General features: G+C 65.5%; 21 protein-coding genes. 13 read left to right on the plus strand and 8 right to left on the minus strand.

From position 1 onward, the window contains the following. Positions 1-74 precede the first annotated feature (74 nt). Both V474_RS01795 and V474_RS01800 read right to left on the minus strand, forming a co-directional pair. On the minus strand, positions 75-1394 hold the full coding sequence (locus V474_RS01795; protein WP_059149841.1) for a chloride channel protein: 1320 nt from the start codon (positions 1392-1394) through the stop codon (positions 75-77). 233 nt (positions 1395-1627) lie between these two features. Then, positions 1628-2239, minus strand: coding sequence for a hypothetical protein (locus tag V474_RS01800; protein ID WP_059149842.1), 612 nt, complete (start codon positions 2237-2239; stop codon positions 1628-1630). Between the two features lie 447 nt (positions 2240-2686). Between V474_RS01800 and V474_RS01805 the strand changes: the two genes are divergently transcribed. The 4 genes from V474_RS01805 (at position 2687) to V474_RS01820 (ending at position 6941) form a co-directional block, all read left to right on the plus strand. After that, positions 2687-4303 (plus strand): phospholipase D-like domain-containing protein, encoded by a 1617-nt coding sequence (locus V474_RS01805; RefSeq protein ID WP_082699556.1) that lies wholly within the window; start codon positions 2687-2689, stop codon positions 4301-4303. Beyond that, on the plus strand, positions 4272-4892 hold the full coding sequence (folE, locus tag V474_RS01810) for a GTP cyclohydrolase I FolE (protein WP_059149843.1): 621 nt from the start codon (positions 4272-4274) through the stop codon (positions 4890-4892). Before V474_RS01805 ends, folE begins: the two co-directional genes overlap by 32 nt. An 18-nt stretch (positions 4893-4910) precedes the next feature. Then, positions 4911-5372 carry a GFA family protein gene (locus V474_RS01815; RefSeq protein ID WP_082699557.1) on the plus strand — a complete coding sequence of 154 codons (462 nt, stop codon included), beginning with the start codon at positions 4911-4913 and terminating at the stop codon, positions 5370-5372. A gap of 120 nt (positions 5373-5492) precedes the next feature. Then, complete coding sequence (locus tag V474_RS01820; RefSeq protein ID WP_059149844.1) at positions 5493-6941, plus strand: hypothetical protein; 1449 nt, start codon at positions 5493-5495, stop codon at positions 6939-6941. 3 nt (positions 6942-6944) lie between these two features. Here the strand turns inward: V474_RS01820 and V474_RS01825 are convergent, their stop codons facing one another. Then, positions 6945-7625, minus strand: a complete 681-nt coding sequence (locus V474_RS01825; protein ID WP_059149845.1) for an SDR family NAD(P)-dependent oxidoreductase — start codon at positions 7623-7625, stop codon at positions 6945-6947. A 165-nt stretch (positions 7626-7790) separates the two neighbouring features. Next, complete coding sequence (locus V474_RS01830; protein WP_059150730.1) at positions 7791-8270, minus strand: peroxiredoxin; 480 nt, start codon at positions 8268-8270, stop codon at positions 7791-7793. Between the two features lie 295 nt (positions 8271-8565). Here V474_RS01830 and ahcY point away from each other — a divergent pair, with 295 nt between their 5' ends. The 9 genes from ahcY to trxA all read left to right on the plus strand — a co-directional run bounded on the left by ahcY (position 8566) and on the right by trxA (position 22267). Next, positions 8566-9987 (plus strand): adenosylhomocysteinase, encoded by a 1422-nt coding sequence (ahcY, locus tag V474_RS01835; protein WP_059149846.1) that lies wholly within the window; start codon positions 8566-8568, stop codon positions 9985-9987. A gap of 153 nt (positions 9988-10140) precedes the next feature. Continuing rightward, positions 10141-10404, plus strand: coding sequence for a hypothetical protein (locus tag V474_RS01840; RefSeq protein WP_059149847.1), 264 nt, complete (start codon positions 10141-10143; stop codon positions 10402-10404). Positions 10405-10800: 396 nt separating this feature from the next. Continuing rightward, positions 10801-13158, plus strand: a complete 2358-nt coding sequence (locus V474_RS01845) for a sensor histidine kinase (protein ID WP_059149848.1) — start codon at positions 10801-10803, stop codon at positions 13156-13158. Further along, positions 13155-13598 carry a tRNA (adenosine(37)-N6)-threonylcarbamoyltransferase complex ATPase subunit type 1 TsaE gene (gene tsaE, locus V474_RS01850; RefSeq protein ID WP_059149849.1) on the plus strand — a complete coding sequence of 148 codons (444 nt, stop codon included), beginning with the start codon at positions 13155-13157 and terminating at the stop codon, positions 13596-13598. Before V474_RS01845 ends, tsaE begins: the two co-directional genes overlap by 4 nt. Beyond that, on the plus strand, positions 13595-14611 hold the full coding sequence (locus V474_RS01855) for an aminoglycoside phosphotransferase family protein (protein ID WP_059149850.1): 1017 nt from the start codon (positions 13595-13597) through the stop codon (positions 14609-14611). Before tsaE ends, V474_RS01855 begins: the two co-directional genes overlap by 4 nt. Further along, a complete protein-coding gene (locus tag V474_RS01860; protein WP_059149851.1) occupies positions 14608-15333 on the plus strand; it encodes a nucleotidyltransferase family protein in 726 nt (241 codons plus the stop codon). The genes V474_RS01855 and V474_RS01860 overlap by 4 nt, the downstream gene beginning before the upstream one ends. Further along, positions 15326-18328: a double-strand break repair protein AddB gene (gene addB, locus V474_RS01865; protein WP_059149852.1), complete on the plus strand. Its 3003-nt coding sequence runs from the start codon at positions 15326-15328 to the stop codon at positions 18326-18328. The genes V474_RS01860 and addB overlap by 8 nt, the downstream gene beginning before the upstream one ends. After that, the gene (gene addA / locus V474_RS01870; protein ID WP_059149853.1) at positions 18325-21855 is read left to right on the plus strand and encodes a double-strand break repair helicase AddA; all 3531 of its coding nucleotides are present in this window, start codon (positions 18325-18327) and stop codon (positions 21853-21855) included. The genes addB and addA overlap by 4 nt, the downstream gene beginning before the upstream one ends. A 91-nt stretch (positions 21856-21946) precedes the next feature. After that, a complete protein-coding gene (trxA, locus tag V474_RS01875; RefSeq protein ID WP_059149854.1) occupies positions 21947-22267 on the plus strand; it encodes a thioredoxin in 321 nt (106 codons plus the stop codon). Positions 22268-22361: 94 nt separating this feature from the next. On the opposite strand, the gene V474_RS01880 is transcribed toward trxA, so the two are convergent. From V474_RS01880 to V474_RS01895, 4 genes are read right to left on the minus strand one after another with little or no spacing between them, the layout of a single operon-like run. After that, entirely contained in the window at positions 22362-23171 is an 810-nt protein-coding gene (locus V474_RS01880; protein WP_059149855.1) for an inositol monophosphatase family protein, read from the minus strand. Further along, positions 23168-23791, minus strand: coding sequence for a glutathione S-transferase family protein (locus tag V474_RS01885; RefSeq protein ID WP_059149856.1), 624 nt, complete (start codon positions 23789-23791; stop codon positions 23168-23170). Before V474_RS01885 ends, V474_RS01880 begins: the two co-directional genes overlap by 4 nt. A 1-nt stretch (position 23792) precedes the next feature. Then, on the minus strand, positions 23793-25019 hold the full coding sequence (argJ, locus tag V474_RS01890; protein ID WP_059149857.1) for a bifunctional glutamate N-acetyltransferase/amino-acid acetyltransferase ArgJ: 1227 nt from the start codon (positions 25017-25019) through the stop codon (positions 23793-23795). A gap of 32 nt (positions 25020-25051) precedes the next feature. After that, on the minus strand, positions 25052-25996 hold the full coding sequence (locus V474_RS01895) for an acyltransferase family protein (RefSeq protein ID WP_059149858.1): 945 nt from the start codon (positions 25994-25996) through the stop codon (positions 25052-25054). Positions 25997-26079 lie beyond the last annotated feature (83 nt).

Genomic DNA, 26079 nt, shown 5'->3' on the forward strand with positions numbered 1-26079 from the left:
CCCCGCCACTGGCGGGGTTTTTTGTTTCTGCTCCAAGTTTGGGTCGCCGCCTTGCGGGTGCTGTTGCCCCCGCCTCAGCTGGTCGATGGCGGGGCGACGGGCTTCGCGGTGAAACCGCGCGACAGGCCGTGGTACAGCTTTTCCCGGCAGACCAGCGTGCTGACGGCATCGGCGATGATCGCGGTGAGGAACAGCGGCACGATCATGCCCCGGCTTGCGGTCGTTTCCATCAGGATGATCACGGCGGTGAGCGGTGCGCGCGTTACGCCCACGAAATATCCGGTCATACCCAACAGCACCACTGCGGGCATGGGATCGTCGGGGAAGACATAGGACAGCAGTTGCCCGAATCCGGCACCGACAGAGAGCGAGGGTGCGAAGATGCCTCCAGGAGCGCCTGAGACCGCCGTAGCGGCAGTGGCGAGGAACTTGGCGGGGCCGAACCAGGCTGAGACGCCTTCCTGCCCCTCGATCATGGCGCGGGTGGTTTCGTAGCCGGTGCCCCATGTCGAGCCGCCGCTGAGGATGCCAACGACAGCGACGATCAGTCCGCATAGGACTGCCGCTGTTACCGGGCGGCTGCGGACGGCAAGGAACCAGGGGTGGGTACTGCGCGCAAAACCGAGGAGAGTTCGCGAAAACATGCCGCCCAGAACACCGCCGAAAATTCCCGCAATCGGGGCGACCACTACGACCGACCCAATCACTAGGGTCTGGTGCATCGCGCCGAAGTAGACGTAATCGCCCGCGATGCTCAGGCTGACGAGACCCGAGACGACCACGGCGGCCATGACCAGCACTGCAACCCGCTGTTCGAACGCAGCGGCCAGTTCCTCGATTGCGAAGGCGACGCCCGCCAGCGGTGTGTTGAAGGCGGCGGCAACGCCGGCCGCGCCGCCGGCAATGAGCACGCCCGAAGTGACGGGCACACGGAATATCCGGTGCAGCGCGACCATGATTGCGGCGCTGACCTGAACCGTGGGCCCTTCGCGGCCGACCGAGCCGCCGCCCAGCAGCATCGTCACCGTCAGCAGCAGCTTGGCGATGGCGGTGCGCATCGACAGCATCGGCGTGCGTGCCAGGTCGAGGTCCTGTCCGGCCGCCATTACCTGCGGAATGCCCGAACCGCGCGCGGCGGGGCACCATCGCTGGGTGATCAGCACTACCGCGCCGAATACCAGCGGGGTTAGCACCAACGGCGCGTAAGGGTGGACGTGGACGAATTGGAGGAAGATCTTCTGTGCGCTGTCGCCTGCCCAGGCGAAGGCAATGGCAACAAGGCCCAGCAGCACCGCACCGATGCCTGTCGCCGCACGGCGACGCGCAAGATCAAGCGATCCGTCAATGCCGGGGACGGCGAGGAAGAAAGCTCGGGTGCGTTCCAGAAGAGTCAAGATTGGTCCGCTCGCTGTTCAGGCGACGCTGCTTTGCGCGTCTTAGGAAGGGCTTGCGGTCCCATTGGGGCAGTCGAGCGGGGTATTGCAAGGCCGAATCCCTGGCCCGCGAGTGACTTCAGCGAGTTCGCGCCTGCCGGAATACGATACGATAAAGGGCCGGGAAGCGACTTCGCATCGCGTCCCGGCCCCATTTCATCGCGCCCGCAGGCGCAAGGAAAAACTAACCTCGCTTACTGGCCGGTAGTGTCGCTGGCGGCAGCGGTGCCGCTTGCAGCCGCGCCTGCGTCCGTGCTGGCCTGAGCCGAACCGGCTGCCTGGGTGGCCTTGGCGAAGTCCGCGGCAGTCATGCCAAGCGCCAGCGAACCGTCGGTGCCGATGCCGATATAAGACTTCTTGAGCGCGGCAGCCGAACCGTTGCTGAGCGCGACGGTGACGTTGTCACCCTCAACCTTGGAGACGGTGCCGATGACGACACCGTCGCTGCTCTTGATCGGCGCATCGGCAACGATGGCGGCGTCCTTTGCTGCCGTGTTTTCAGCCTTGGCACCGTTGACGGCAGCTTCGAGCTGCGCCTTGTTCATGCCGATCGTCAGACCCTTTTCGCGGGTTACGAAGGCGCTGGTAGGCAGGCCGGCGCGTGCGGTGCCTGTTGAAACGGTCACGACGTCGCCTTGAACGGATTCCACGGTTCCGACTTCGCCGCCCTCGGCGTCGAAGACCTTCGCGCCTACGGTTGGGGCAGCTGAGGCTGCCGCCGCCGGCGCAGGTGCGGCCTGGGCCAATGCGGCGACGGGAGCCAGGCTTACGGCGGCAATCGCTGCGGCGATGATGGTTTTCTTCATGGCGTACTCCTTCTTGACGGGGCCGTGGGAGGGCGGCCCCGGGACAGACCCCCTGTCAGGGGCGTGAAAGGCAGTCCGGGACCTCTTGAGGTACCCGGACACAGACCCCTCCGGCATCGCCGGCCCTGCCGTCGCAATGGTATCGCGGGTCGGCAGATGGGGCGGTGAAAGACTATAGGGAGCCGAATGCGCAGCGGGGTGAACGGTTGCAAGAACAAGGGCGAATCGCCCTGTAGGCGCGATGAACGGCCTTTGTTTTGCGAAAAATGCGCGGTTTTCTGCCAATTCCGACGCTTCTTGATCTCTCGTCGGAGGGGAATCACCTGTGGGGATCGGTCACAGCGTGCCGGGTCGGCGATGCAGTTGAGCATCTTATGTGTGTCAAAGGGAACATTCAGAGGGCTGGCGGCTTGAGGCCGGGTGGCGGACGTTCCAACAAGGCTGTCGATGGATGAGATTGCGGCGGAGGGCACCCTTGGGGGTGCCTTGCCAGGTGAGAATGATGCCGTGAAGACGCAGTATGATGAAGCGGTTTCGCCGTCTGTGTGGCGTTATGTCATTGCACGGCGGGCGCATGTGGTCATCGACGCGGCCGACTATTTCGAAGTGATCCGCGAAGTCATGGACGAGGCGCAGCAGCGCATCTTCATGGTCGGCTGGGACTTCGATTCGCGGATCCTGCTGACATCCGGCAGGCGCTGGTGGCACCGCGGCCGGCATCGGAAATTTCCTGCGCGGCTTGGTTCCTTCATGCTGTGGTTGGTGAACCGCAGGCCGGGGTTGGAGATCCTTCTGCTTAAATGGAACTTCGCAATCGTGAAATACATGTTCCGCGGCACCATGCTGTTCGACCTGGCGCGCTGGGCGAAGCATCCTAGTATCGACTTCAAGTTTGATTCAGCACACCCCATCGGTTGCAGCCATCACCAAAAGATCGTCGTGGTCGACGATGTCGTCGCGGCTTGTGGCGGCATTGATATGACCTCGGACCGCTGGGATACGCCCGACCATATCCCCAAGGACCCGCGCCGCCGCCGGCCGACCGGGCGCCTCTATGGCCCCTGGCACGACGTCACCATGCTGCTGGAAGGCGAAGTGGCCGCTGCGCTGGGCGAGCTCGGACGCGAGCGCTGGAAGGTTGCGGGCGGGGGCGAGCTTGCTCCTTGCCGCCCGCAGGAGCAATCGCCCTGGCCTGCCAGCCTGCGTCCCGAATTCGAGAATGTCGAGGTCGGCATTGCCCGCACCCGCGCGGAATATGGTGATTGCCCGCAGGTCAGCGAGATCGAGCAGCTGTTCGTCGAGCAGATCCGGCGCGCCAAACGCTTCATCTATGCCGAGACGCAGTATTTCGCCTCGCGCGCCATCGCCGAGGCTATCTGCGAGCGATTGCTGGAAGACGAACCGCCCGAGTTCTTCATCGTCAATCCTGTCACCGCCGACGGCTGGCTGGAGCAGCAGGCAATGGACACTGCCCGCGTCGAACTGGTCGAGACGCTTCAGAACGGGGACCATGCCGGTCGTTTCCGCATCTTCACCCCTTCCGCCTCAGACGGTACGCCGATCTATGTCCATGCCAAGCTGACGATTGTCGATGACGAGATCCTGCGCGTCGGTTCGGCCAACATGAACAACCGTTCAATGGGGCTGGACAGCGAATGCGACGTCTTCATCGATGCCGCGCGTCCGGCTAATGTTCATGTGGGCGATACGATCACGGGGCTGCGGATCCGCTTGCTGTCCGAGCACTGCGGTATCGCCGAAGCCGAAGTGACGGCGGGGATCGCGCGGCACGGTTCGATGGCGGCGATGGTCGATGCCCTCAACCGGGCGACACCGCGCACTGGCAAATATCTCGAACCCTTGCCCTTGAAACAGTTGTCGGAAGCTGAAAGAGCAATCGGCAAGAGCGGGGTGCTCGATCCGGAACGCCCTGGCGAAATGTTCGAGCCTATCGAGCGACGTGGGTTGTTCCGGCGCAACGGACGGTTGATGCGTATGCGCCTGATGAACAGGTTGAAAAGGAACAAGAGGGATGAGCAGTCTGGTCGGTCACGACGAGGATGATCTGCAGGACGGACCTTTGGGCAAGCCCGCAGTCCCTGGACATGTGCAGGACGCCATCCGCACCCTGATCGAGTGGGCAGGCGACGACCCGACGCGCGAGGGTCTGGTCGACACACCCAAGCGCGTCGCGCGGGCATGGCTCGAATATTGCCAAGGCTACCAGGAAGACCCGGCGGTTCACCTTTCCCGCATTTTCGAGGAAGTGGGCGGCTACGATGAAGTTGTGCTGCTCAAGGACATTCCGTTCCAGTCGCACTGCGAGCATCACATGGCGCCGATCATCGGCAAGGCGGCGATCGCCTATCTGCCGCGCGACCATGTGGTGGGCATCTCAAAGCTGGCACGTGTGCTGCACGGCTTTGCGCGCCGGTTACAAATCCAGGAACGCCTGACAGCCGAAGTCGCGCAGTGCATCTGGCAGCACCTAAAACCCCAGGGCGTGGCAGTGGTGATCGAGGCGAACCACGCCTGCATGACCGCGCGCGGCGTGCGTACGCCGGGTGTCAGCATGATCACCAGCCGGATGATGGGCACCTTCCTTGAGGACGAGCGTTCTCGCAAGGAAGTGCTCAGCCTGATGGGGTACTGATCTGCGAAAGAGGACGTGATGGGACAGGCGCATGTTCTGGAAGGTGGCTGCCGCTGTGGGCAAGTGCGCTTTCAGTTGACGGCGCCGCCCCTGATCGAAAGCCTGTGCCACTGCTCGGGCTGCAAGCGGATGACCGCTAGCGCTTTCTCGACGACGATTTCCGTTCCCACCGAGGGGTTCGAGCTGGTTTCGGGGAAGCCCGAGGTAGGCGGTATTCATGGCGACGAGGCGCACCACCACCATTGCCCCTGGTGCAAGTCCTGGGTCTTCACAAAAGTCGACCCGTCCATGGGGTTCATCAATGTGCGCGCAACGCTGCTCGACGACCCGCGAGCGTTTTTACCTTACGTGGAAATGCAGGCAGCCGAAAAACTCTCTTGGCTCCATACCGAGGTGGAGCGCCGTTATGATCGCTTCCCGCACCTGCACGAATATCCCGAACTCATCGCCGGCTACGCTGCATGGCGGGCTGCGCGTTAGGTCCTCACCGGGAGCTGGAAGACGGACTGACCCGGCATCGTTTCCCAATTGCTCAACATGAGGGCTTGAACGCGCAGGCGGCTGCGGCAAGAGACGCATGTTTCCGGGGCGTACAGGCAGATGATCGACCATATTCGCAGCACACAAGAAAGGAAGGTCAACGCGGCGGGCATACTGCTGGCGTTGGTCCCGGCTGCCATGCTGCTCGTGCTTCTGCTGCGCGCCGTGTGGGACGTCGATATCTTCTGGCAGCTCAAGCTGGGCGAATTGATCCTCGACCACCCAGGGCCGATCTCGCACGAGCCTTTCTCGGCGCTGCACTTGGGCGATCCGATGTCGTCGGTGGCTTGGGCGGGGCAGGCGCTGATGGCGCTGGCGCGGCGGGTGGGCGGCTGGGACCTGCTGCGGGTGGTGGATGCGGTGTGCTGGCTTGGCGGCTTCTGGGCCGTGGCCGCCGCCTGCCGCTTGCGCGGCGCGGCGATGCCCGCGATCATGCTGGCGCTGGTCCTGACCTTCATCGCCGCGCTGCCGACCGCGAGCATCCGCCCGCAGAGCTTTGCATGTCTTTGCTTCGGGCTGCTTCTGGCCCTTCAGCGGCTAGGCCTGCGCCCCATGCTGACCATTGCGCTGGGCACTCCGCTACTGGTGGCGTGGCAGAACCTGCACCCCTCGGTCAGCGTGGGCGTCATCGCGATGGGGCTGGCGTCCTTGCCGGGCTGGATTGCTTGGCTGGGCGACCGTAGCCGCACCTTGCCGGTAGCTACGAGCGTTCTGGCACTGATCGGCGCGGCGGCGGTTTTCGCGACGCCTGACGGCATTTCGATCGTCCACACTTCCGCTGCGAATGCCGAAGCGAGCATCGCCATCGGCGCCAGCGAGTGGCTGCCCCTCTGGATTTCCGGCAATCGTTTGAATGCGGTGCCGGTGCTGGTGACGATCTTGCTGGCCGCGCGGCTGGTCATGGGCAATCGTCGGCGGATCGATGCCGGCGAACTGGCGACGGCGATCGGCCTGCTGTTAATGACGATCACAGCCTATCGCTTCGTGCTGTTCTGGGCCGTGGCGATGGTCCCGGTCATCGCGCGCGCCGGCCCCGGCCCTGATGACGGACGCAGCATCGGTTCAGGCACCGGTAGCGGCTGGGGTACCGCAAGGGTGGTAGGCCCGATCCTCCTTGTCACCCTGTTCGCGCCGCTGCTGGCACCTACGCGTTTCGCCGCGACCCTGCCGCTGGCTGCCGTGGAACGGCTGCGCAAGGAAGGCGTGCGGGGCACTGTCTACGGAGATTTCCCCTTCGGCGGCGCGATCATCGATGCCGGCTATCCGGCTTGGCATGTCGCCTATGACGGGCGCTATTACCGCTATTCCCGCAAGGAGTGGCAGTACAACGGCGGGATCGAGAACGGCATCGTTCCGCTGGTTGACGTCGTACACAAATGGCAACCGGCGGCATTCGTGCTCGATGCGAAGCACAACGCGCCGCTCGCCGGAGAACTGGCCGATAGCCGCGCGTGGCGCTGTATCTGGACGCGGGACGGGATTGTCGTCTACGTGCCCCGGCGGCGCTGAAAATCAGCCGCCGCGTGTAACCGGGATCAGGGCGCCGCTGATCGCGCGCGCACCGTCTGAAGCGAGAAAGCCGATGACATCGGCAATGGCGGCAGGCTGTACCCACGTCGAGAAATCCGCATCGGGCATGTCGGCCCGGTTGACCGGGGTGTCGATCGTGCTGGGCAGGACCGCATTGACCGTTACGTTGGTTCCCGACAGTTCCTCGGCCAGTGCCTCGGTCAAGCGGTGGACTCCCGATTTCGACGCCGCATAGGCGCCCATTCCGGCACCCGCCCGGTTAGCGGCGCCGGCGCCGATGTTGACGATGCGCCCCGCCGCAGAGGCCTTGAGCGCGGGCAGGGCAAGCTGGGTAATCGTGGCCGCCGTCAGCAGGTTCATCGACTGCATCCGCGCCCAGGCCTCGATCGAGCCGCCTTCCAGCGTTTCCCAGGTAAAGCCTCCGGCGACATTGACCAGAACGTCGATCCCGCCATGCACCGCCGTGACTTTGGCCAGTGCCGCTCCGGTCGAAGCGGCATCGGTAAGGTCAATCCCGCCGATGTCGAGCGCGCCGGGCAGGGCGTTTCTGGCTTCGGGTGCGAAGTCGATCCGTGCCACCTTGTCGCCGCCTTGGGCGAAGGCTTGCGCCACCGCCTCGCCCAGAACGCCGAAACCACCGGTGACGATAACCGAACGTGACATATGCTGTTTCCCGAAGTGAGCCTGTTCAATCGTGCTAACCCGGGTACAGGTGGGCGACAAGGCGGGCGGGCCTTCCAACGCCCTGCCGATGGCTGCGTACCATGCAAAAAGGGCGGCCATTCCCGATGGAAAGGCCGCCCTCGTGCGATCAGCCGGTTCTGAGGATCAGAGCTGGCCGAGCATGTGGTCCGCCGAGGAAACCTCGAACGTGCCGGGAGCCTCGACGTTGATCTGCTCGACGACACCGTCATTGACGACCATCGAGAAGCGCTGGCCGCGCGTGCCCATGCCGAAGCCCGAACCGTCCATCACCAGGTCCACGGCCTTGGCAAAGTCGGCATTGCCGTCTGCCAGCATGGTCACGTCGGACGAGCCCGAAGCCTTGCCCCAGGCGCCCATCACGAACGCATCGTTGACGGCGGTGCAGGCGATCTCGTCGATGCCCTTGGCCTTGAGGTCTGCGGCCTTGTCGACAAAACCGGGAAGGTGCTTGGCCGAGCAGGTCGGCGTGAAGGCGCCGGGAACCGAGAACAGCGCAACCTTGCGGCCAGCGAAGAAGTCCGCGCTCTGGACCGGTTCGGGACCGCCTTCGCCGACCTTGATGAACTTGACGTCGGGCAGTTTGTCTCCAACGGCGATGGTCATGAATTCGTCCTTTCGTTCAGGCGCACTTGCGTCGCGGGAGATATAGGGCGGCACGGTGCTTCGACAACGGCTGGCCGATGGGAAATTCCAGTCCGTGCCCACTAACCGACAATCTGTGCCGCCAGTTCGGTGAAACGGTGCGACGCACGGTAAGGATGCGGCGCGGCAATCATATAAAGATATCTTTATATTTGCCACCGCCGGGTGGAAACGATAGGGATGCGTCATTGTCGGAGCTGCGCTCGGGGTTCGTCCCGTGCGTAGCGCCGACGTGACAAACCCCAGGAGCTTTCCCTTGGCCACTGCCTCGACCGCCATTCAAGACTACGTGATCGCCGACCTGTCGCTTGCCGACTTCGGCCGCACCGAAATCGACATCGCCGAAACCGAGATGCCGGGCCTGATGGCCCTGCGCGCCGAATTCGGCGACAGCAAGCCGCTCAAGGGCGCGCGCATTACCGGTTCGCTGCACATGACGATCCAGACCGCCGTGCTGATCGAGACGCTCGTCGCGCTCGGCGCCGAAGTGCGCTGGGCCACCTGCAACATCTTCTCGACGCAGGACCACGCCGCAGCCGCCATCGCCGCTGCCGGTATCCCGGTCTATGCGATCAAGGGTGAGAGCCTGTCCGATTACTGGGACTACGTCGGCAAGATATTCGACTGGGCGACCGATGAAAACCCGGAACTCACCGCCAACCTGATCCTCGACGACGGCGGCGACGCCACCATGTTCGCGCTCTGGGGCGCGCGCGTCGAAGCTGGCGAGACTCTGTTCGAGCCTTCGAACGCCGAGGAAATCGAGTTCGTGCGCGCGCTGAACGCTTTCCTCAAGGCGCGTCCGGGCTACCTGACCGCTTCGGTCAAGGCGATCATGGGCGTTTCGGAAGAGACCACCACCGGCGTTCACCGCCTTTACCACCTCGCCAAGGAAGGCAAGCTGCCGTTCCCCGCGATCAACGTGAACGACAGCGTCACCAAGTCGAAGTTCGACAACCTCTACGGTTGCCGTGAATCGCTGGTCGACGCGATCCGCCGCGCCACCGACGTTATGCTGGCCGGCAAGGTCGCCTGCGTCGCCGGCTTCGGCGATGTCGGCAAGGGTTCGGCCGCCAGCTTGCGTAACGGCGGCGCCCGCGTTCTCGTCACCGAAGTCGATCCGATCTGCGCACTGCAGGCGGCGATGGAAGGCTACGAGGTGGTCACCATGGAAGACGCCGTTACGCGCGCCGACATCTTTGTGACCGCGACCGGCAACGAAGCCGTCATCACCGGCGAGCACATGGCCGCGATGAAGGACAAGGCGATCGTGTCCAACATCGGCCACTTCGACAGCGAGATCCAGATCTCGGCGCTCGACAATTACGAGTGGAAGGAAGTGAAGCCGGGCACCGATCTCGTCACGTTCCCGGACGGCAAGCAGATCATCATCCTCGCAAAGGGCCGGCTTGTTAACCTTGGCTGCGCCACCGGCCACCCCAGCTTCGTGATGTCCGCCAGCTTCACCAACCAGACGCTGGCGCAGATCGAGTTGTTCACCAAGAGCGCCGAGTACGAAAACCGCGTCTACGTGCTGCCCAAGCACCTCGACGAAAAGGTCGCCGCGCTCCACCTCGAAAAGCTGGGCGTCAAGCTGACCGTGCTGTCCAAGAAGCAGGCCGATTACATCGGCGTGCCCGAGGCCGGCCCGTTCAAGCCGGACCACTACCGTTACTGATCGATTTTCGATCCGATCCACAGAGGGGCGCGTCCGCAAGGATGCGCCCTTTTGTCGTGGCGCGGCGGCAGCAAGCTTTCGGGGGTTGACGGGCGCGCCAGCCTTGCCGAATGCCCGGAGCTGCATGTTGCCGCCTAAAGGAATGGAAGAACAATGACCGCATCAGTCCCCGCCGAGGATCTGCGTGACCACTTTGCCCATTGTATTCAGGTATTTGGCGGCGTTACCGCATCCTCGCGGCGCCTGGGTATCGACGAGCGGGCGCTGCGGCGTTTCATCAACGGCGAACTGCCGGTCAGCGCGCGGTTGCTGGGCGACACCGCAGCGGCCTTGCGCACCCTGATCGCCGAGGCGACGGCGGCGCAGGCTCATATCTTAGCAGCAATTGGCACCGGGACGGACGAACCGCACGGCTGAAAGCCGCGCACGGTTTCGGATGTTTCGACAGGCTCAGCCCGAGCGGGGCGGGTGGGACGCTGGCAGCATTCTAACGTCATGAACCATATTGGTTATAATTTCAACCCACTCATTGCTCCCGAGGTGTAAGGGCGCTGAGGTGTATCGGGCAGTCCTCGTGGGCTGGGTCGCGGTTTTCGGCGGTATGCATCCACCTCAAGCGCCCTGTCGAAGTCGAACCTGCTCATTGTGGTCCCCGGCCCCGGCCCGATGTTCTTTTTCGGCTGCGTGATCGCTTCAGGCGTAATCCCGTTTTCGCCGGCGGACGATTTCATGCGCCCGTCCGGCGCGCGTATCTACCGGAATCGCGCCATTCCCCATTGTCAGCACCGGCGGGGCGCATCATAGCCTAGCGCAATGGAATTCTCCCGCTTCCTGCCCGTTCTGATTGGCCTGCTGCTCGGCGCTTGGACCATGGCTGCCGCCTGGGCCGTGCTGGCCGCCCGCGCCCGGCAGAACCGCGCCGAACATCAACTTCGTTCCGCCCGCCGTCTTGGCCGCATGGTCGAGGAATCTCCGGCGCTGCCTCTGCTGGTGCGCACCGATGGCCGGATCGAGGCCAGCCCGCGCCTTGGTCAGTGGCTGGGGCTGGACGGGGTGCCGCAATATCTTTCCGAACTCGATGGAAACGGGAAGGGCCTGCCTGCCGACAAGCTGGCCGAACTGACCGAAGCGGTGCGCCGTTGCCAGAAGACTGCCGCACCGTTCCGCATGGTGGCGACGCCCCACGGATCGAGCCGCAGCTTGGCCCTGCGCGGGCACCTTGCCGACCCGCAGGTATCCCCCGGCGGCGCGGCGATGGTCTGGGTCTTCGACTTCAGCGACAGCGAGACCGAACTCACCCGCCTGCGCGATGAAGCGGCCCGCGCGCGCGGCGATTTCCACGCGCTCGTCTCGCTGATCGAGGCCGCGCCGATGCCGATGTGGTTCCGCCGCCCGGACGGCGAACTGCAGCTGGTCAACCATGCCTATGTCGCGGCCGTGGGGGCTGAGAGCGCCGATGCGGTGGTCGCCAAGGGCACTGAATTGATCGAGGCGGTGGACGGCATCGCCCCCGGACACGTCGCGCGTCAGGCGATGGAAAAGGGCATCCCGATCGAGCGTATCGTCTCCACCACCATCGACGGCCAGCGCCGCGCCTTACGCGTTAGTGACCTGCCGCTGGGTGATGATGGGGTGGCAGGATATGCCGTCGACATCGAAGACCTTGAGGAAATGTCCCGCTCGTTCCGCGCCTTCCGCGAGGCGCAGCGCGCATTGCTCGACCAGCTCTCCGCCGGTGTTGCTCAGTTCGACGCCAAGCGCCGCCTGACGTTCGCCAACCAGCCGTTCCAGCGCCTGTTCAAGCTGGATGGCCGCATCCTCGTCGATCCGCCTGCGTTCGAACGCCTGCTCGATGCCGCGCGCGATGCCGGGCGCGTGCCTGAGGTGCGCGATTTTCCGGCGTGGCGGCGCGAGAAGGCAGCATGGTTCTCCGCCGGCAGCACGCAGGAGGAGCCATGGGCGCTGGCGGACGGCACGCATTTGCGCATTGTCGCCCAGCCTGTCCCCGATGGCGGGTTGCTGCTCATTGTCGAGGATCGCACCGAACAGCTGCGACTTTCCGCCATGCGCGATACCCTGCTGCGAACCCGTACCGCCACGTTCGACAGCCTGTTCGAATCGATCGCGGTGTTTGCGCCCGATGGCCGGATGCAGATCTGGAACCGCCGCTTCGCCGCCGACTGGGGGCTGGAGAACGAGTTCCTCGACACCCACCCCCATATCGAAGCGCTGCTTCGCAAGATCGCCTCGCGCCTGAAACGGCCGGTCGAGGCGGAAACGGTCGGCAACGTCGTGCGCGCCGCTACGCTCGACCGCAACCAGACCGGCGGGCGCATCGCGCTGGCGGACGGACGAATGCTGGAATTTGCCGGGGTGCCGCTGCCTGATGGCAATGGCCTGCTGGCGGTGCTGGACATCACCGATTCGCAAAAGGCCGAAGACGCCCTGCGCGAAAGCAACGCCGCACTGATAGAGGCGGATGCGATCAAGACCCGCTTCCTCGCCAACATGAGCAAGGAACTGCGCACTCCGCTGACCTCGATCGGCGGCTTTGCCGAGATGCTGGAAACTGGCCTCGGCGGCGATCTGAGCGATGCGGGCAAGGATTACGTCGTCTCGATCATCACCGCTTCGGCGCAGCTGGGCGAGCATATCGACAGCTTGCTCGATCTTTCGCAAAGCGAAGCGGGCCTGCTTCCGCTAAAGCTGGAGGAGATCGACCCGATGCCCTTCGTGCGCACCGTGGTGGAGGAGAGGGCAGGGCGGCTGCAGAAGGCGGGGCTGACACTGGACCTGCAGGCCAATGGCCTGATGCGCCCGCTGGTGGCCGACCGCCGCCGGCTGGCGCGCGCCATCGGCCATATCGTCGACAACGCCATCGCCGCCTCGCCGCGCGGGGCCCGCGTGCTCGTCCATGTCTCGCGGCGCAAGTCGGCTGCAGGGGAGGATGTTGTGCGGATCGTGGTCCAGGACAAGGGCGCCGGGCTCGACAGCCGCAGTCTCGCCCGCGCGCTTGATGGCATGAAAGTAAGCGCCGACGGTAAAAGCGTGGACCGCCGCCAGGGCCTTGGCCTGCCGCTTGCCCGGCAGTTGGTGGAAGCGCACGGCGGATCGCTGCGCCTCGCTTCCGAGCCGGGCAAGGGCACCAGCGCGATCATCGAACTGCCATGATCGCGCTGCCTGATCTTGCCGCGATGGACCGCCTTGGCCGTGCGATTGCCCAGGAACTGCGCGCCGGGGATGTCGTCGCGCTGACCGGCGGCCTTGGCACGGGCAAGACCACGCTCGCCCGCTCGATCATCGCCGGATTGGGGCATGAAGGCGAAGTGCCGTCGCCCAGTTTCTCCATCATCGAGCCCTACGATCCGCCCGGTGTTAGGCTGCCGCTGGTCCACGCAGACTTCTACCGCCTAAAGCATCCGGACGAGGCCCAGGAGATCGGTCTTGACGATTACCGCAACGGCGCCGCGCTCATCGCCGAGTGGCCCGATCACGCCGGCGGCTTCGCGCATGAGCCGGGCTGCCTTTCAATCACGCTGGAAGTTGCGGAAGAGGGCAGGATCGCCATTGTCGAAGGTGGGCCAGATTGGCTAGGGCGGATGCCACGATGACGCAGAACACTGTCCCCTTGCCCGCCACGTCCCTGCCCGAGGGCGTCGACGCTTTCCTAGCCGCCGCCGGTTGGGGGGCTGCCGAGGTGGAGCCATTACCTGGTGACGCCTCGTTCCGGCGCTACTTCCGCGTGCGCAAGGCCAGCGGCGAAACCGCCATGCTGATGGACGCACCGCCGCCGAACGAAGACCCGGAACCGTACTTGCGCGCGGCGCACTGGCTCGACGCCAACGGAATGCGGGCGCCGCATATCCTGGCGGAGAACGCAGCACGCGGTCTCGTTCTGATCGAGGATTTCGGCGAGGCGCGCATGCGCGACTACCTCGATCAGTGGCCGGATGACGAGCCTGCAATCTACGGCGCGGCTGTAGATGCGCTGACCAGGCTGCACCAGTTGCCGCCGGGGCCTTTCCGCGACTATTCGATGAGTGAGTACCAGCGCGAAGTGCGGCTGTTCATCGACTGGTACTGCACCGCGCAGAACCTTTACGTCGATGTCGCCGGTTTCGCTTCCGCCTGGGAATCGGTCATGGGCGAGCTTCTCGGCCGTCAGCGACAGAGCGGCGTCACCGTGCTGCGCGATTATCACGCAGAGAATATCATGCTGCTCGGCAGTCTGGAAAAGCAGGGCCTGCTCGACTTCCAGGACGCTCTGGTGGGCCACCCGGCATACGATCTGGTGTCGCTGCTGCAGGACGCGCGCCGCGATGTCTCGCCCGAGCTGGAGGCGCAGATGTTCGACCATTACGTGCGCAAATCCGGCGCCGATGCCGATACATTCCTGGCCGATTACGCCCGCCTTGGCGCGCAGCGTAACATCAAGATCATCGGCATCTTCGTGCGCCTGTGGCGCCGTGACGGCAAGCCGCGCTACCTCGATCTGATCCCGCGCGTCTGGGCCATGCTGGAGCGCGATCTCGCGCACCCGGCGCTTGGGCCGCTCGCGGCGTGGTTTGATTCGAACATTCCGGCCGCCCTGCGCGATGCCGACGGGGGCACTTTCGAGCGATGAGTGAAAAGCCGCTCGCCAGCGATACGGCGATGATCCTGGCTGCCGGGCTGGGCAAGCGCATGCGTCCGCTCACCGCCAGCCAGCCCAAGCCACTGGTGCGCGTGGCGGGCAAGTCGCTGATCGACCATGCGCTGGACAAGGCTGGCGCTGCCGGCATCGCCCATGCGGTAGTCAATGCCCACTACATGGCCGACGCGCTGGAAGGGCATCTGAAGGTCCGCAAGTCCGCACCGCAGGTCGCGCTGTCTGACGAGCGCGACCAACTGTTGGAGACGGGCGGCGGCATGGTGCGCGCGGCCTCACTGCTCCCCGATCCGTTTTTCTGTCTCAACAGCGACAACATCTGGATCGACGGCCCCACTGACGTCTTTTCGGAACTGTCGCAGTGCTGGGACGCGGAGCGGATGGATGCGCTGCTGCTCGTGGTGCCGCATACTCGCGCGCGGAATTACCGGGGCGAGGGTGACTTTCACCTCGATGCTGCGGGGCGGGTTTCGCGCCGCCGGCAAAGCCGCGTCGCCCCGTTCATCTACACCGGCATCCAACTTGTTTCGAAGCGGTTGCTGCGCGATGCCCCTGAAGGGGCGTTCTCCACCAATGTATTGTGGAGCCGCGCGATCGAGGAAGGCCGCCTCTACGGCGTTTCGCATATGGGCCTGTGGTGCGAGGTGGGTGAGCCTTCGGCCATCAAGCCCACCGAGGAATGGCTGACGCGTGCCTGAGAAGGCGACGCTCGGTAAAGGTGGCCCCAAAGTCTACTCGATTGCTGCGCATCGCGGATTTGCCGATGCCTTGGTCGCCGGCCTCGTGCCGCGTTACGCGCAAGGCGAGCTTGGCCTTGCGCGGCTGACGCTGCTGCTGCCGAGCCGCCGCACGGTGCGCACGATGACCGAGGCTTTCGTGCGCCATTCGGGCACCGGCCTGCTGCTGCCGCGCATGGTGGTAGTTGGCGATCTCGATCTGGACGAGACGCTGGGCCCCCTGCTCGATCCGCTGGGGGCGGCGGATATTCCGCCGGCTGCGGACCCGACGCGGCGCTGGCTGCGGCTGGCCCGTTACTTGCGCGAAGTCGAAGGCGATACCGCCGGAAAGGGCGCGGCATTGCTGCGACGCGCTTGGGAAATCGGGCGCACGATGGACCGCCTGCTGGCCGAGGGTATTGCCCCGATCGACCTTCTTTCCGACCGCGTGATCGGCATCGTCGGCGAGATGGCGGGGCACTGGACCGACAATACCCGCACCTTCCTGATGGTGCAGCAGCACTGGATCGCCGAACTCGCCGCGCGCGGAGAAATCGACGCGCCGGAACGCCGCAATCGCCTGTTCGATCACGCCGCCGCGCGCTGGGCGCAAAGCCCGCCTGCGTGGCCCGTGGTGGCAGCGGGCGTGACGGGCGCATCGCCTGCTCTCGCAAAATTGCTGCGGGTGGTGAGCGAGATGGAGCAGGGCAGCGTCGTCCTGCCCGACCTCGACCTGTCGCTTGATGCAGAGGTCTGGGACGAACTCGGCACTGCGGGCAATCCGGCTCAGTATGACGATCCGCCGTTCGGGCGCGGCGATGCGGTTACACACCCGCAGTACCACCTAAAACTGCTGCTCAACCGCATGGATCTGCGGCGCGACGAAGTGCAGCCCTGGCACCGCTCCGGCCCCGCCGCGGCGCCGCCGGAGCGCCGCCGCGTGATCTCCAACCTGTTCCTGCCGCCGCGCGCATCTGCGGCGTGGGTAGACCTTCCCGCCGAACATCGCCGCCTTTCCGGCGTGCGGCTGATGGAAAGCACTCACCCCGGCGAGGAGGCGCAGGCTATCGCCGTGCTGATGCGTGAGGCGCTGGAAACGCCCGAGCGCCGCGTTGCCCTGATCTCGCCCGACCGGGGCCTTGCCGCGCGCGTCGTCGCGCATCTGGAACGCTGGGGCATCGCGGCCGACGACACCGCCGGTCGCCCCTTGCCGCAGACCGCCGCCGGGCGCCTTATGCTACTGGTGGCGGAAGTGGTTGCCGAGCAGGCCGCCCCGGTGCCGCTGGTGGCGCTGCTGGTCCATCCGCTGGCAGGCGCAGGCGAACGCCGCCCACGCTGGCTGGAGAGTGCGCGGCGGCTGGACCTTGCTCTGCGGGGGCCGCGCCCCGGCGTCGGCCTCGCACCGGTTGCAGCCAAGGCGCAGGAGGCGAAGCTGGGAGACTGGTGGGGCGAGGTGGAAACGCTGCTCACTCCTCTGTTCGCGCTGACCGATGCCGAGCCGCTGGAGAAGCTGCTCGGAATGCTGGCCGATGCTGCGGAGGCATTGTGCGGCGAGACGGTGTGGAGCGGAGCGGACGGCCGCGCGCTGGGCGCCTTCGTTGAAGAACTGCGCGATGCCGCGGCGGCTGCGGGAACCCTGCTCGATCCGCGTGAACTGCACGCCGTGTTGCGAGATGCGATGGACCGCGCCTCGGTGCGTCCGCCCTGGGGCGGGCACCCGCGCGTCTCGATCTATGGCCTGCTCGAAGCGCGGATGAGCCGGGCCGATCTGGTCATCTGCGGCGGGCTTGTCGAGGGGGTCTGGCCGGCCAGCCCGACACAGGATTCGTTGCTGCCGCCGGCGGTGCTGCGCTCACTCGGGGTGCCGGGCGCGGACTTCCGCATTGGCCTTGCCGCGCACGATTTGGCGGCAGCATTAGGTGCGCCCGAAGTGGTGCTGAGCTGGGCGCAGCGCGACGAGGGCGGGCCGGTGATCCCCTCGCGCTTCGTGCTGCGGGTGCGCGCAATGCTGGGCGACCAGTTGGGGCGCCACCTTGAGAGTGAGGCGCTGCGCCTGGCTCGCCTGATCGACGATGCAGCATCCGTGCCGCCGCATCCGCGCCCGCAGCCCAGTCCCTCGGCGGAGCAGCGCCGAGTCGATCTTTCGGTGACCGGGCTGGACCGCCTGCGCGGCGATCCCTACCAGTTCTACGCCAGCGCGATCCTGGCCCTGCGTAGCCTCGATGGTCTTGATGCCGAGCCGAGCGCGGCGTGGAAGGGCGAAGTCGCGCACCTCATCATGGAACTGTGGCACCGCGCGGGTGAGCCTGAAGGCGGCCTGCACGCCATTGCGCAAGATGTGCTGACGCAGCAGAACGCGCATCCGCTGATGCGGGTGCTGTGGTGGCCGCGCCTGTCTGCCGCGCTGGAGACGTTCGAGCGCAAGATCCTTGCTGCCAAGGCCAATGGCCGTGAAGTGCTTGCGGTGGAGGCATGGGGCGACATGCAGCACCGCGATATCCGTATTCACGGCCGCGCCGACCGTCTGGACCGGGCCGAGGATGGTTCCCTTGCCGTGGTGGACTACAAGACCGGCCAGCCGCCGACCGGTCGGCGCGTGGAGGAAGGCTTTGCATTGCAGCTCGGCCTTGTTGCGCTGATCGCCGAAGCCGGCGGGTTCGAGGGGGTGTCGGGCAAAGCGAATGCCTTTGAATACTGGTCGATGGCGAAGGCCAAGGACGGCAGCATGGGCTATGAATTCGAACCCGTGCTGGAAGGTCGCAAGAAGTCGGGCATCCCGCGTGAGGACTTTCTGCCAGAGACGATGCGCTACCTCGACGATGCGCTGGATCGATGGATTTTAGGCGACGAAGCCTTCGTGGCACGGCTCAACCCGGAGCTGGGCAGCTATGCCGATTACGACCAGTTGATGCGGCTGGACGAATGGATCACGACGTTGGGGGGCACTTCGGCGCAAGGCGGGGAAAACGCGGTATGAGCGGCGCGGCAACCGTCCACCCGCTGCACGGCAACCAGATGCTTGCGGTCGATCCGCAGGAAACGGTGTGGCTTTCCGCGTCGGCTGGGACCGGCAAGACGCAGGTGTTGTCCTCGCGCGTGCTGCGGCTTTTGCTGCAACCTAATATCGAGCCTTCTCAAGTTCTGTGCCTCACGTTCACCAAGGCGGGCGCGACGGAAATGGCTGCCCGCATCAACGGCACTCTGGCCGAATGGGTGCGGCTGGACGACACCGCGCTGGGGATGCGGCTGGCTGCCATAGGCGCGACCGCCAGCGCAGAGAGCAAGGCGCGGGCGCGCACGCTGTTCGCCTCGGTACTCGACAGCCCGGGCGGGGGGCTTCGGATCGACACGATCCATGCCTTCTCGCAGTGGCTGCTGGCGACGTTCCCGCAGGAAGCCGATCTTATCCCCGGCAGCCGCCCGATGGAAGAGCGCGAGCGCGAACTGCTGGCGCGGCAGGTGCTGGCGGATCTCCTGGTGAATGCGCAGGACGATCCGCTGGGCGATCCGGCTTTGCTGCGAGCGGTGGAGGGGCTGTCGCTGCGGCATGGGCCTGACGCCGTGCTCGGGTTCCTGCTGCGCTGCGCCTCCGCGCGCTCGGCATGGTTTGGACCCGGTGGTTGGCAAGCGGGCGATATGCGCGCCAACGTGCTGCGGCTGGTCGGGCTATCGCCCGAGGCGGACCGTGACTGGCTTGCTGGACAATGTTCGGATGCTGCATTCGACGTCGTATCGCTGCGCCGCTGCATGGAGGTGAACCACCAGTGGGGCACCAAGACCGGACTGGGCGCGGTCGATACGATCAGTGAATGGCTGCTTGGCGATGGTGCGCAGCGACTGGCCGGGCTGGACGCACTGACCGGCGTGTTCCTGACGCAGAAGGGCGAACCTAAGGCGAGCAAGTCTCAGGACAAGATCGACCCTGCCTATGGCGAATACTGCGCCCGCGTGGTCGAGCGCATCGATGCGATCTGCAGTGCACGGGGCCTGCTGGACCTTGCTGATCGGCTGGTTCCCGCGCTGCGCCTGGGCCGGGCGTTCGCGATTGCCTGGGACGAGGCGAAGCAACGTGAGGGGCTGATCGATTTCGACGACCAGATCCGCCGCGCCGCCGATCTGCTGGGCAATCGCGATCAGGCGGACTGGATCCGCTACAAGCTGGACCGGCGCTTTGACCACATCCTCGTCGACGAGGCGCAGGATACCAATGCGGCGCAATGGGATATCATCTTCGCCATGGCGGGCGAGTTCTGGGCTGGGCTTGGCCAGCATGAGGGGCGCGGGGGTGGCGGCGGCCGCCCTGACGAACTGATGCGCACGCTGTTCGTCGTCGGCGATTACAAACAGGCGATCTTCCGATTCCAGGGCACCAGCCCCGAGAATTTCCGCCGCGCCGCCGACCGCGTGCGGCGCGAGATGGGCGAGGCCGCGCAGAACGCGCAGATGCTGCGCAACACCTTTGCGCCGCGCAATCTGCTGGAGCTTGGACTCGACCGTTCCTTCCGTACCGCGCAGACAGTGCTGGATTTCGTGGACGAGGCGATCAGCGGCATCGGTCACGCAAACTTCGGGCTGGATGTCCCGCCCGGACGGCATGAAGGCCAGGACCGCAAGGGTTACGTTGCGCTGTGGCGGCCGGTCAGTGATACTTTGGAAGGCGAGGACGAGGGCGCCGGCGAGGATGACGGCGAAGACGGGACCGCGCCGAACTGGCTTTCGCGGCCCGACCGGCAAATGGCCGAGCGCATCGCGCTTCAGGTCCGCGAATGGCTCGATCCGCATGGGCCCGGCCTGACGCTGGTCAAAGGTACGCCCCGCCGCGCGGGGGCGGGCGATATCATGGTGCTGGTGCGCCAGCGCAAGGAACTGGCCGGGCTGATCGTGGCGCGGCTCCATGCGGCAGGGGTGCCGGTCGCAGGCGTCGATCGACTGCGACTGGGGGCGCCGTTGGCGGTCAAGGATCTGGTTGCGGCGCTGCGTTTTGCCGTGCAGCCGCTCGACGATCTCAACCTTGCAGGTTTGCTGGTGTCGCCGCTGGTGGGGTGGAGCCAGGAGCAGCTTCTCGCCCATGCCTATCGCCCGAAATACACGGCTTTGTGGGAGCATTTGCGCCGCTCGCGCGAGCCTGAAGTGGCTGCGGTCATGGCGCAGCTGGTCGATCTCCTCGGGCGCGCCGATTTCAATCCACCGCAGGATTTGCTGCACTGGCTGCTGGTCGGCCCGTGGCAGGGGCGGCGCCGGCTGGTCGCGCGGCTGGGCACCGAGGCTAACGATCCGATCGACGAACTGCTCAATGCCGCAAAGGCCTATGTCGTCACCGATACGCCCAGCCTTGCGGGCTTTCTTGCGTGGTTCGATGCCGGCGACGGCGAGCTAAAGCGCGAGGCGGACAATGCCGCAGGTCTGGTGCGGGTGATGACGGTGCATGGCTCAAAAGGCCTGCAGGCGCCAATCGTCATCCTTGCCGATGCCACCAGCAATCCCGACAACGCGCGTGAACGGGGCATGGACCTGCCCGATCCAGCCAACGAGGCGCGCGTGATCCCCTTGCCGCCGCTCTCGAAGGACGAGAAGCACGGCCGCATTGCCGCGCATATCGAAAATGCGCGCAGCGCTGACGAGCAGGAGCACTGGCGGCTGCTCTACGTCGCGATGACGCGCGCCGAGGAAGCGCTGTTTGTGGGCGGCGCACTGGGGCCGAAGGATCGCGAGGGGCCTAGCCCGAAAAGCTGGTATGCGCGTCTGCGCGACGTGTTCCCCGTCGGGGCCGAGGTTGCCGATCCGATATGGGGCGCGCGATGCGAGCATGGCGGGTTGGCGGCTTCCACCCCGGTGAAAGCCGCTGCGGCGCAGCTGGACTTGCGCGATCCGCTGCCGGTCTGGTTGGAGCGCGGACCGCCCGCCGAACCGCGCCCGCCGCGCCCGCTCGCCCCTTCCGCGCTGGGCGAGGACGATGCGCCCGATCCGCCGTTCCCGCCGGGAGCGGGGAGCGATGCTGCCCGGCGCGGTACGCTGGTGCATAAACTGCTCGAACGTTTGCCCGAAGTGGTACCCGATGCGCGCGAAAGCGCCGGTTCGGCCTGGTTGGAGCGCCACGCGGCAGACCTTGGTAACGAGGACCGCGCGGCCATGCTGGGCAGCGCGATGGCCGTGCTGGGCAACCCTGCATGGGCAGACCTGTTCGCGCCCGACAGCCTTGCCGAAGTGCCGGTGGCGGCGGTCGTGGGCGGGCAGGTGGTTGCCGGTACGATCGACCGCCTGGTGATCGAGCCGACGCGCATCCGCGTCGTCGACTACAAAAGCGCGCGCCGTCCGCCCGAAAGTCTGGACAAGGTGCCGAAAGGGGTGCTGCGCCAGATGGGCGCCTATGCCGCCGCACTGGAAGCGACGTTTCCGGGACGCGACGTGGAGGTGGCGCTGCTCTACACCGCCGTGCCGCTGCTGATCGAAGTTCCGGCTGAAGTTCTGGCATTGCACAAGCCGGACTTGACGGTGCGCGAGTAAAGCTTTCATGCGCGCGGCGTTGCGTCCCCGCGTTTCATCCCTAGATTGCGCATCAGCCTATTCCCCCGACCCATTTCCCAGGAGCTATTCGATGTCCACCATTGCCGTTACCGACGCCAGCTTCGAGGACGACGTCCTCAAGTCCGACAAGCCCGTCCTCGTGGATTTCTGGGCCGACTGGTGCGGTCCGTGCAAAATGATCGGCCCGGCTCTCGAAGAGATCGGCGAGGAACTGGCCGACAAGGTGATCATCGCCAAGATGGACATCATGGCCAACACCGGCATTCCGGCGCAGATCGGCGTCAAGTCGATCCCGCTGCTGGTGCTGTTCAAGGACGGTCAGCCGGTCGCGCAGAAGCTGGGCGCTGCGCCCAAGAACGCGCTCAAGGGCTGGCTCGAAGCCGAGCTTTGATCGGCTGAGTTTCCTAGGTTTGAAAACCCCGTCGCAGCAATGCGGCGGGGTTTTTCTTTGGCTTGAAAGCCCTCATCTGAAGAGAAGGTAGGCGTCAGCCGATTTTAGCGACGATCTTTGCGAAGTCGTCCCACAGCGACGGGCTGGAGGCGCCGATGAGGTCGCGGCGTTCGTATTCGTCGGCGCGGTATGCGCTGCCGTCGGGGCGGGCAGCCTTGCCGCCGGCCTCGTTCAGCAGCAGCACGCCCGCCGCGTGGTCCCAGGGCAGCGTGCGGTTGAACACCGATATGTCGTTGGTGCCCAGCAGCAGGCGCGGGTACTGTTCGGCAGCACAGCGCGGGATGTCGACAAGGCGGTAGTGCGGGGCGATGTGGGTGAGCACTTTCTCGCGCGCGCCTTCATCGAGGAAGATCGTCGAGATGGCCGCGATCGGCGTGCTTTCGCCAGTGGTGCGGGCGGTGATCCGCTCTCCGTTGATCCAGGCCCCGGTGCCCAGGCCGGCATGGCAGAACCGGCCGCTGAGGCAGTCGAGTATCCAGCCGCCGAGAATTTCGCCCCGGTCCGCCAGCGCCACGATCACGCCAAAGGGCGGCTTGCCGGCGGCGAAGTTGTTGGTGCCGTCCACCGGATCGACGATCCAGCACAGGCCATCTTTCAGGCGCTCCATCACGGAGGCGTCCTCGAACACGGCTTCCTCGCCGACCACCGCCGCTTCGGGCAGCAGGGCGGAAAGGCGCTGCGTCAGCAGGGCTTCGGCTTCGCGGTCAGCTATGGTGACGACGTCGTCCACCGCCTTGTTGTCGATCTCGCTGGCGGCAAGCGACTGGTAGTGCGGCAGGATCGCACGCTCGCTCGCCTCGCGCATGATGGCTTCGACGGCGGCGTGGAGGGCGGGCGTTATCACGTCAGCGGGATCATCACTTGGGCGGCGAAGCCAGGGCGCTTGCACAGCCGCGTGTACCAATCGGTCACGGCGGCGAATTCGGGCTTTTCGAAGGGCAGGCTGAACCAGGTATAGGCGTAGACGCCCATGGGAATGTCGCCGATGCCGAAGGTGTCGCCCGACAGCCAGGGCTTTCCCGAAAGGTACTTGTCCAGCACAGCCATGTGGCGGGCGCAGGCGGCGACGCCCGTGGCGATAGCTTCGTGGTTCCAGTCTTCGCGCGGGGTGCGGGCGTGGCTGAGGAAAGGCACGCGCTGCGCCTCGGCATAAGCGAATTGCCAATCCATCCAGCGGTCGGCCAGTGCGCGGTCGATGGGATCGCGCGGGAACCAGCGCTCTCCGCCGTATTCGGCTGCCATGTAGCGCAGGATCGCGTTCGATTCCCACAGTACGACCTTGCCATCCTCGATCATCGGGATCAGGCGGTTTGGATTCTTGACGAGATAGTCTTCGGTATAGCCGAACTGGCCGCCGATATCATTACGCACATATTTGAGGCCCAGTTCCTCGGCGAACCAGGCGACTTTCTTGACATTGTGGGAGTTCAGCCGCCCCCAGAGCGTGAATATGGGAGAGGCCATGTCAGCTCCGGTAATCGGCATTGATCGAGATGTAGCCGTGGGTCAGGTCGCAGGTCCACACGGTAGCGCTGCCGTCGCCAAGGCCCAGGTCGACCTCGATCGAGATGTCGTGGCCCTTGAGGTGCGCGGCCACGGGGGCCTCGTCGTAATCGGCCAGGGGCACGCCCTCGCGTGCCGCCCAGGTGCCGCCGAAGCCGATCGAGAGCTTGTCGCGGTCGGCCGGTTCCCCTGCCTTGCCCACCGCCATGACGACGCGGCCCCAATTGGCGTCCTCGCCCGCGATGGCGGTCTTGACCAGCGGCGAGTTGGCGATGGCCATGCCGACTTTGCGGGCGCTCTCATCCGAGACGGCACCGGTGACGGCTACGGCGATGAACTTTTGCGCACCTTCGCCGTCGCGCACGACGAGGTGGGCAAGCTGGCGACACACGTCATGGACGGCAGCGGCGAAAGCATGGGCGCCATCGCTCTGGAATGAGGTGAGCGGGGCATTGCCTGCCTTGCCGGTGGCAAACGCCAGTACGGTGTCGCTGGTGGACGTATCCGAATCGACGGTGATGCACGAGAAAGTGCGCAGGTTTGCGGCGGAAAGGCAGGCCTGCAGGAACGCCGGCTCCACCGCTGCGTCAGTGAACAGATAGCCGAGCATCGTCGCCATATCCGGCGCGATCATGCCCGAGCCCTTGATGATGGCGCTGATCGTGACCTTGGTATCGCCGATCATCGCCGTTGCCGCCGCGCCCTTGGCGAAAGTATCGGTGGTGGCGATGGTGTTGGCGGCGTCTTCCCAGGTGCAGGGCTGGGCGGTGAGCGCCTTTTCAACGCCTTCGCGTGCCTTGTCTTTGGGCAGCGGCACGCCAATCACACCGGTCGAGGAGACGAAGACCTGCTCACGCGGAGCACCGATGTGGGCGGCAACCTGGTCCATGATCTGCTCCACCGCCTCGCGGCCACGGTAGCCGGTGAAGGCGTTGGAGTTACCCGCGTTAACCACCAATGCACGGGCACGCCCTTGAACTATGTTGTCGCGGCCCAGTTCTACCTCGCTCGAACAACACAGGTTCTTTGTAAAGACGCCCGCGACGGCGGTGCCTGCCTCAAACGTGACATAGGTGAGGTCGCAGCGGCCCCAGTCCTTGTAACCGGCGCGCACGACATGCGGCGTCACCCCCGCGATCGCGGGCAGGGCGGGGAAGGGCGAGGCGAGCGGGGAGACGGGGTAGGCCATAATCCAAGCGACTAGCGCATGGTTATGACAGGTCAAGCGTCGGCAAGCGGAACCGGTACGGGCCTGCGGGCCGCTTGTTTGCGTGAGGAGGCACAGGCGAGAGCAGCGGAAACGATAAAAGCTGCGAAGATGCCGATGAAGCGGCCCTGCTCGCCGCCGCCAAACCTGTCTGACAGCATCAGGATCGGGAAATGCACCGCGTATAGCGGGAAAGATATCGCTCCGAGCGCTTCCAGGATGCGCTCTCCCGATAACGGCGGGACTGCGCAGGCGGCGATCCAGAACAAGGCGGGGAAGACCATGGTGATGACGATGACATCGCCGGCCCAGGGCGCGAGCGGCAGAAATGGAATGACGATGACGATGGGCACCGGCAGTAACAGGGCGATGCGCCAGTCCAGCAGCGGTGTCGGCCGGCGTTCGCGCCAGATGCGGGCAAGGACGATGCCCAGCGTATAGGACCAGCCCGCCCGCAGCACGCCAGTCGGCAACGGCGCGATCCCGGCGCCCAGATCGCCGTGCCCGGCGCGCGCCATCATTACCGCCATGCCCAGCGCGCAGGCACAGGCCAGTATCAGCAGCCGCGCACTTGTCATACGGTGCAGCCAGCGCGCGTGGACGGCGTTGGCAGCCAATTCGATCATCAGCGACCATTGTGGCGGGTTAAGCGGGAACATGGTGGCCATCGGCAGCGGAATCATTGCAGCAGATACCACAAGGGCAAGAACGCAGGCGATGAGGGGATAGTCGCCCCCCAGCATGGCGAGAAATCCTGTGACGCTGCCCACCGCGACCATAGGCAGGAACCGGCGCAGGCGCTGGCGCAGGAATGGCGTTGCCGCCAGTCCGCCGGCAAAGCGCGCCTCGAAAGCCAGTGTCAGCACGAAGCCGGACAGCAGGAAGAACAGATCGACGAACAGATACCCTCGCGAGAAGGCGTGGCCGGCGCCGCTCAACTGGGCATGGAACAGTACCACGCCGATCGCGGCGACGCCGCGCAGCCCAGCCCGTCGAGCAGGACAAGCCGCGCGGGGCGTTCAGGTCTGTCGGTTGCCGCCAT

Origin of the sequence: Novosphingobium barchaimii LL02 (assembly GCF_001046635.1) — a bacterium.
GTDB lineage: Bacteria > Pseudomonadota > Alphaproteobacteria > Sphingomonadales > Sphingomonadaceae > Novosphingobium > Novosphingobium barchaimii.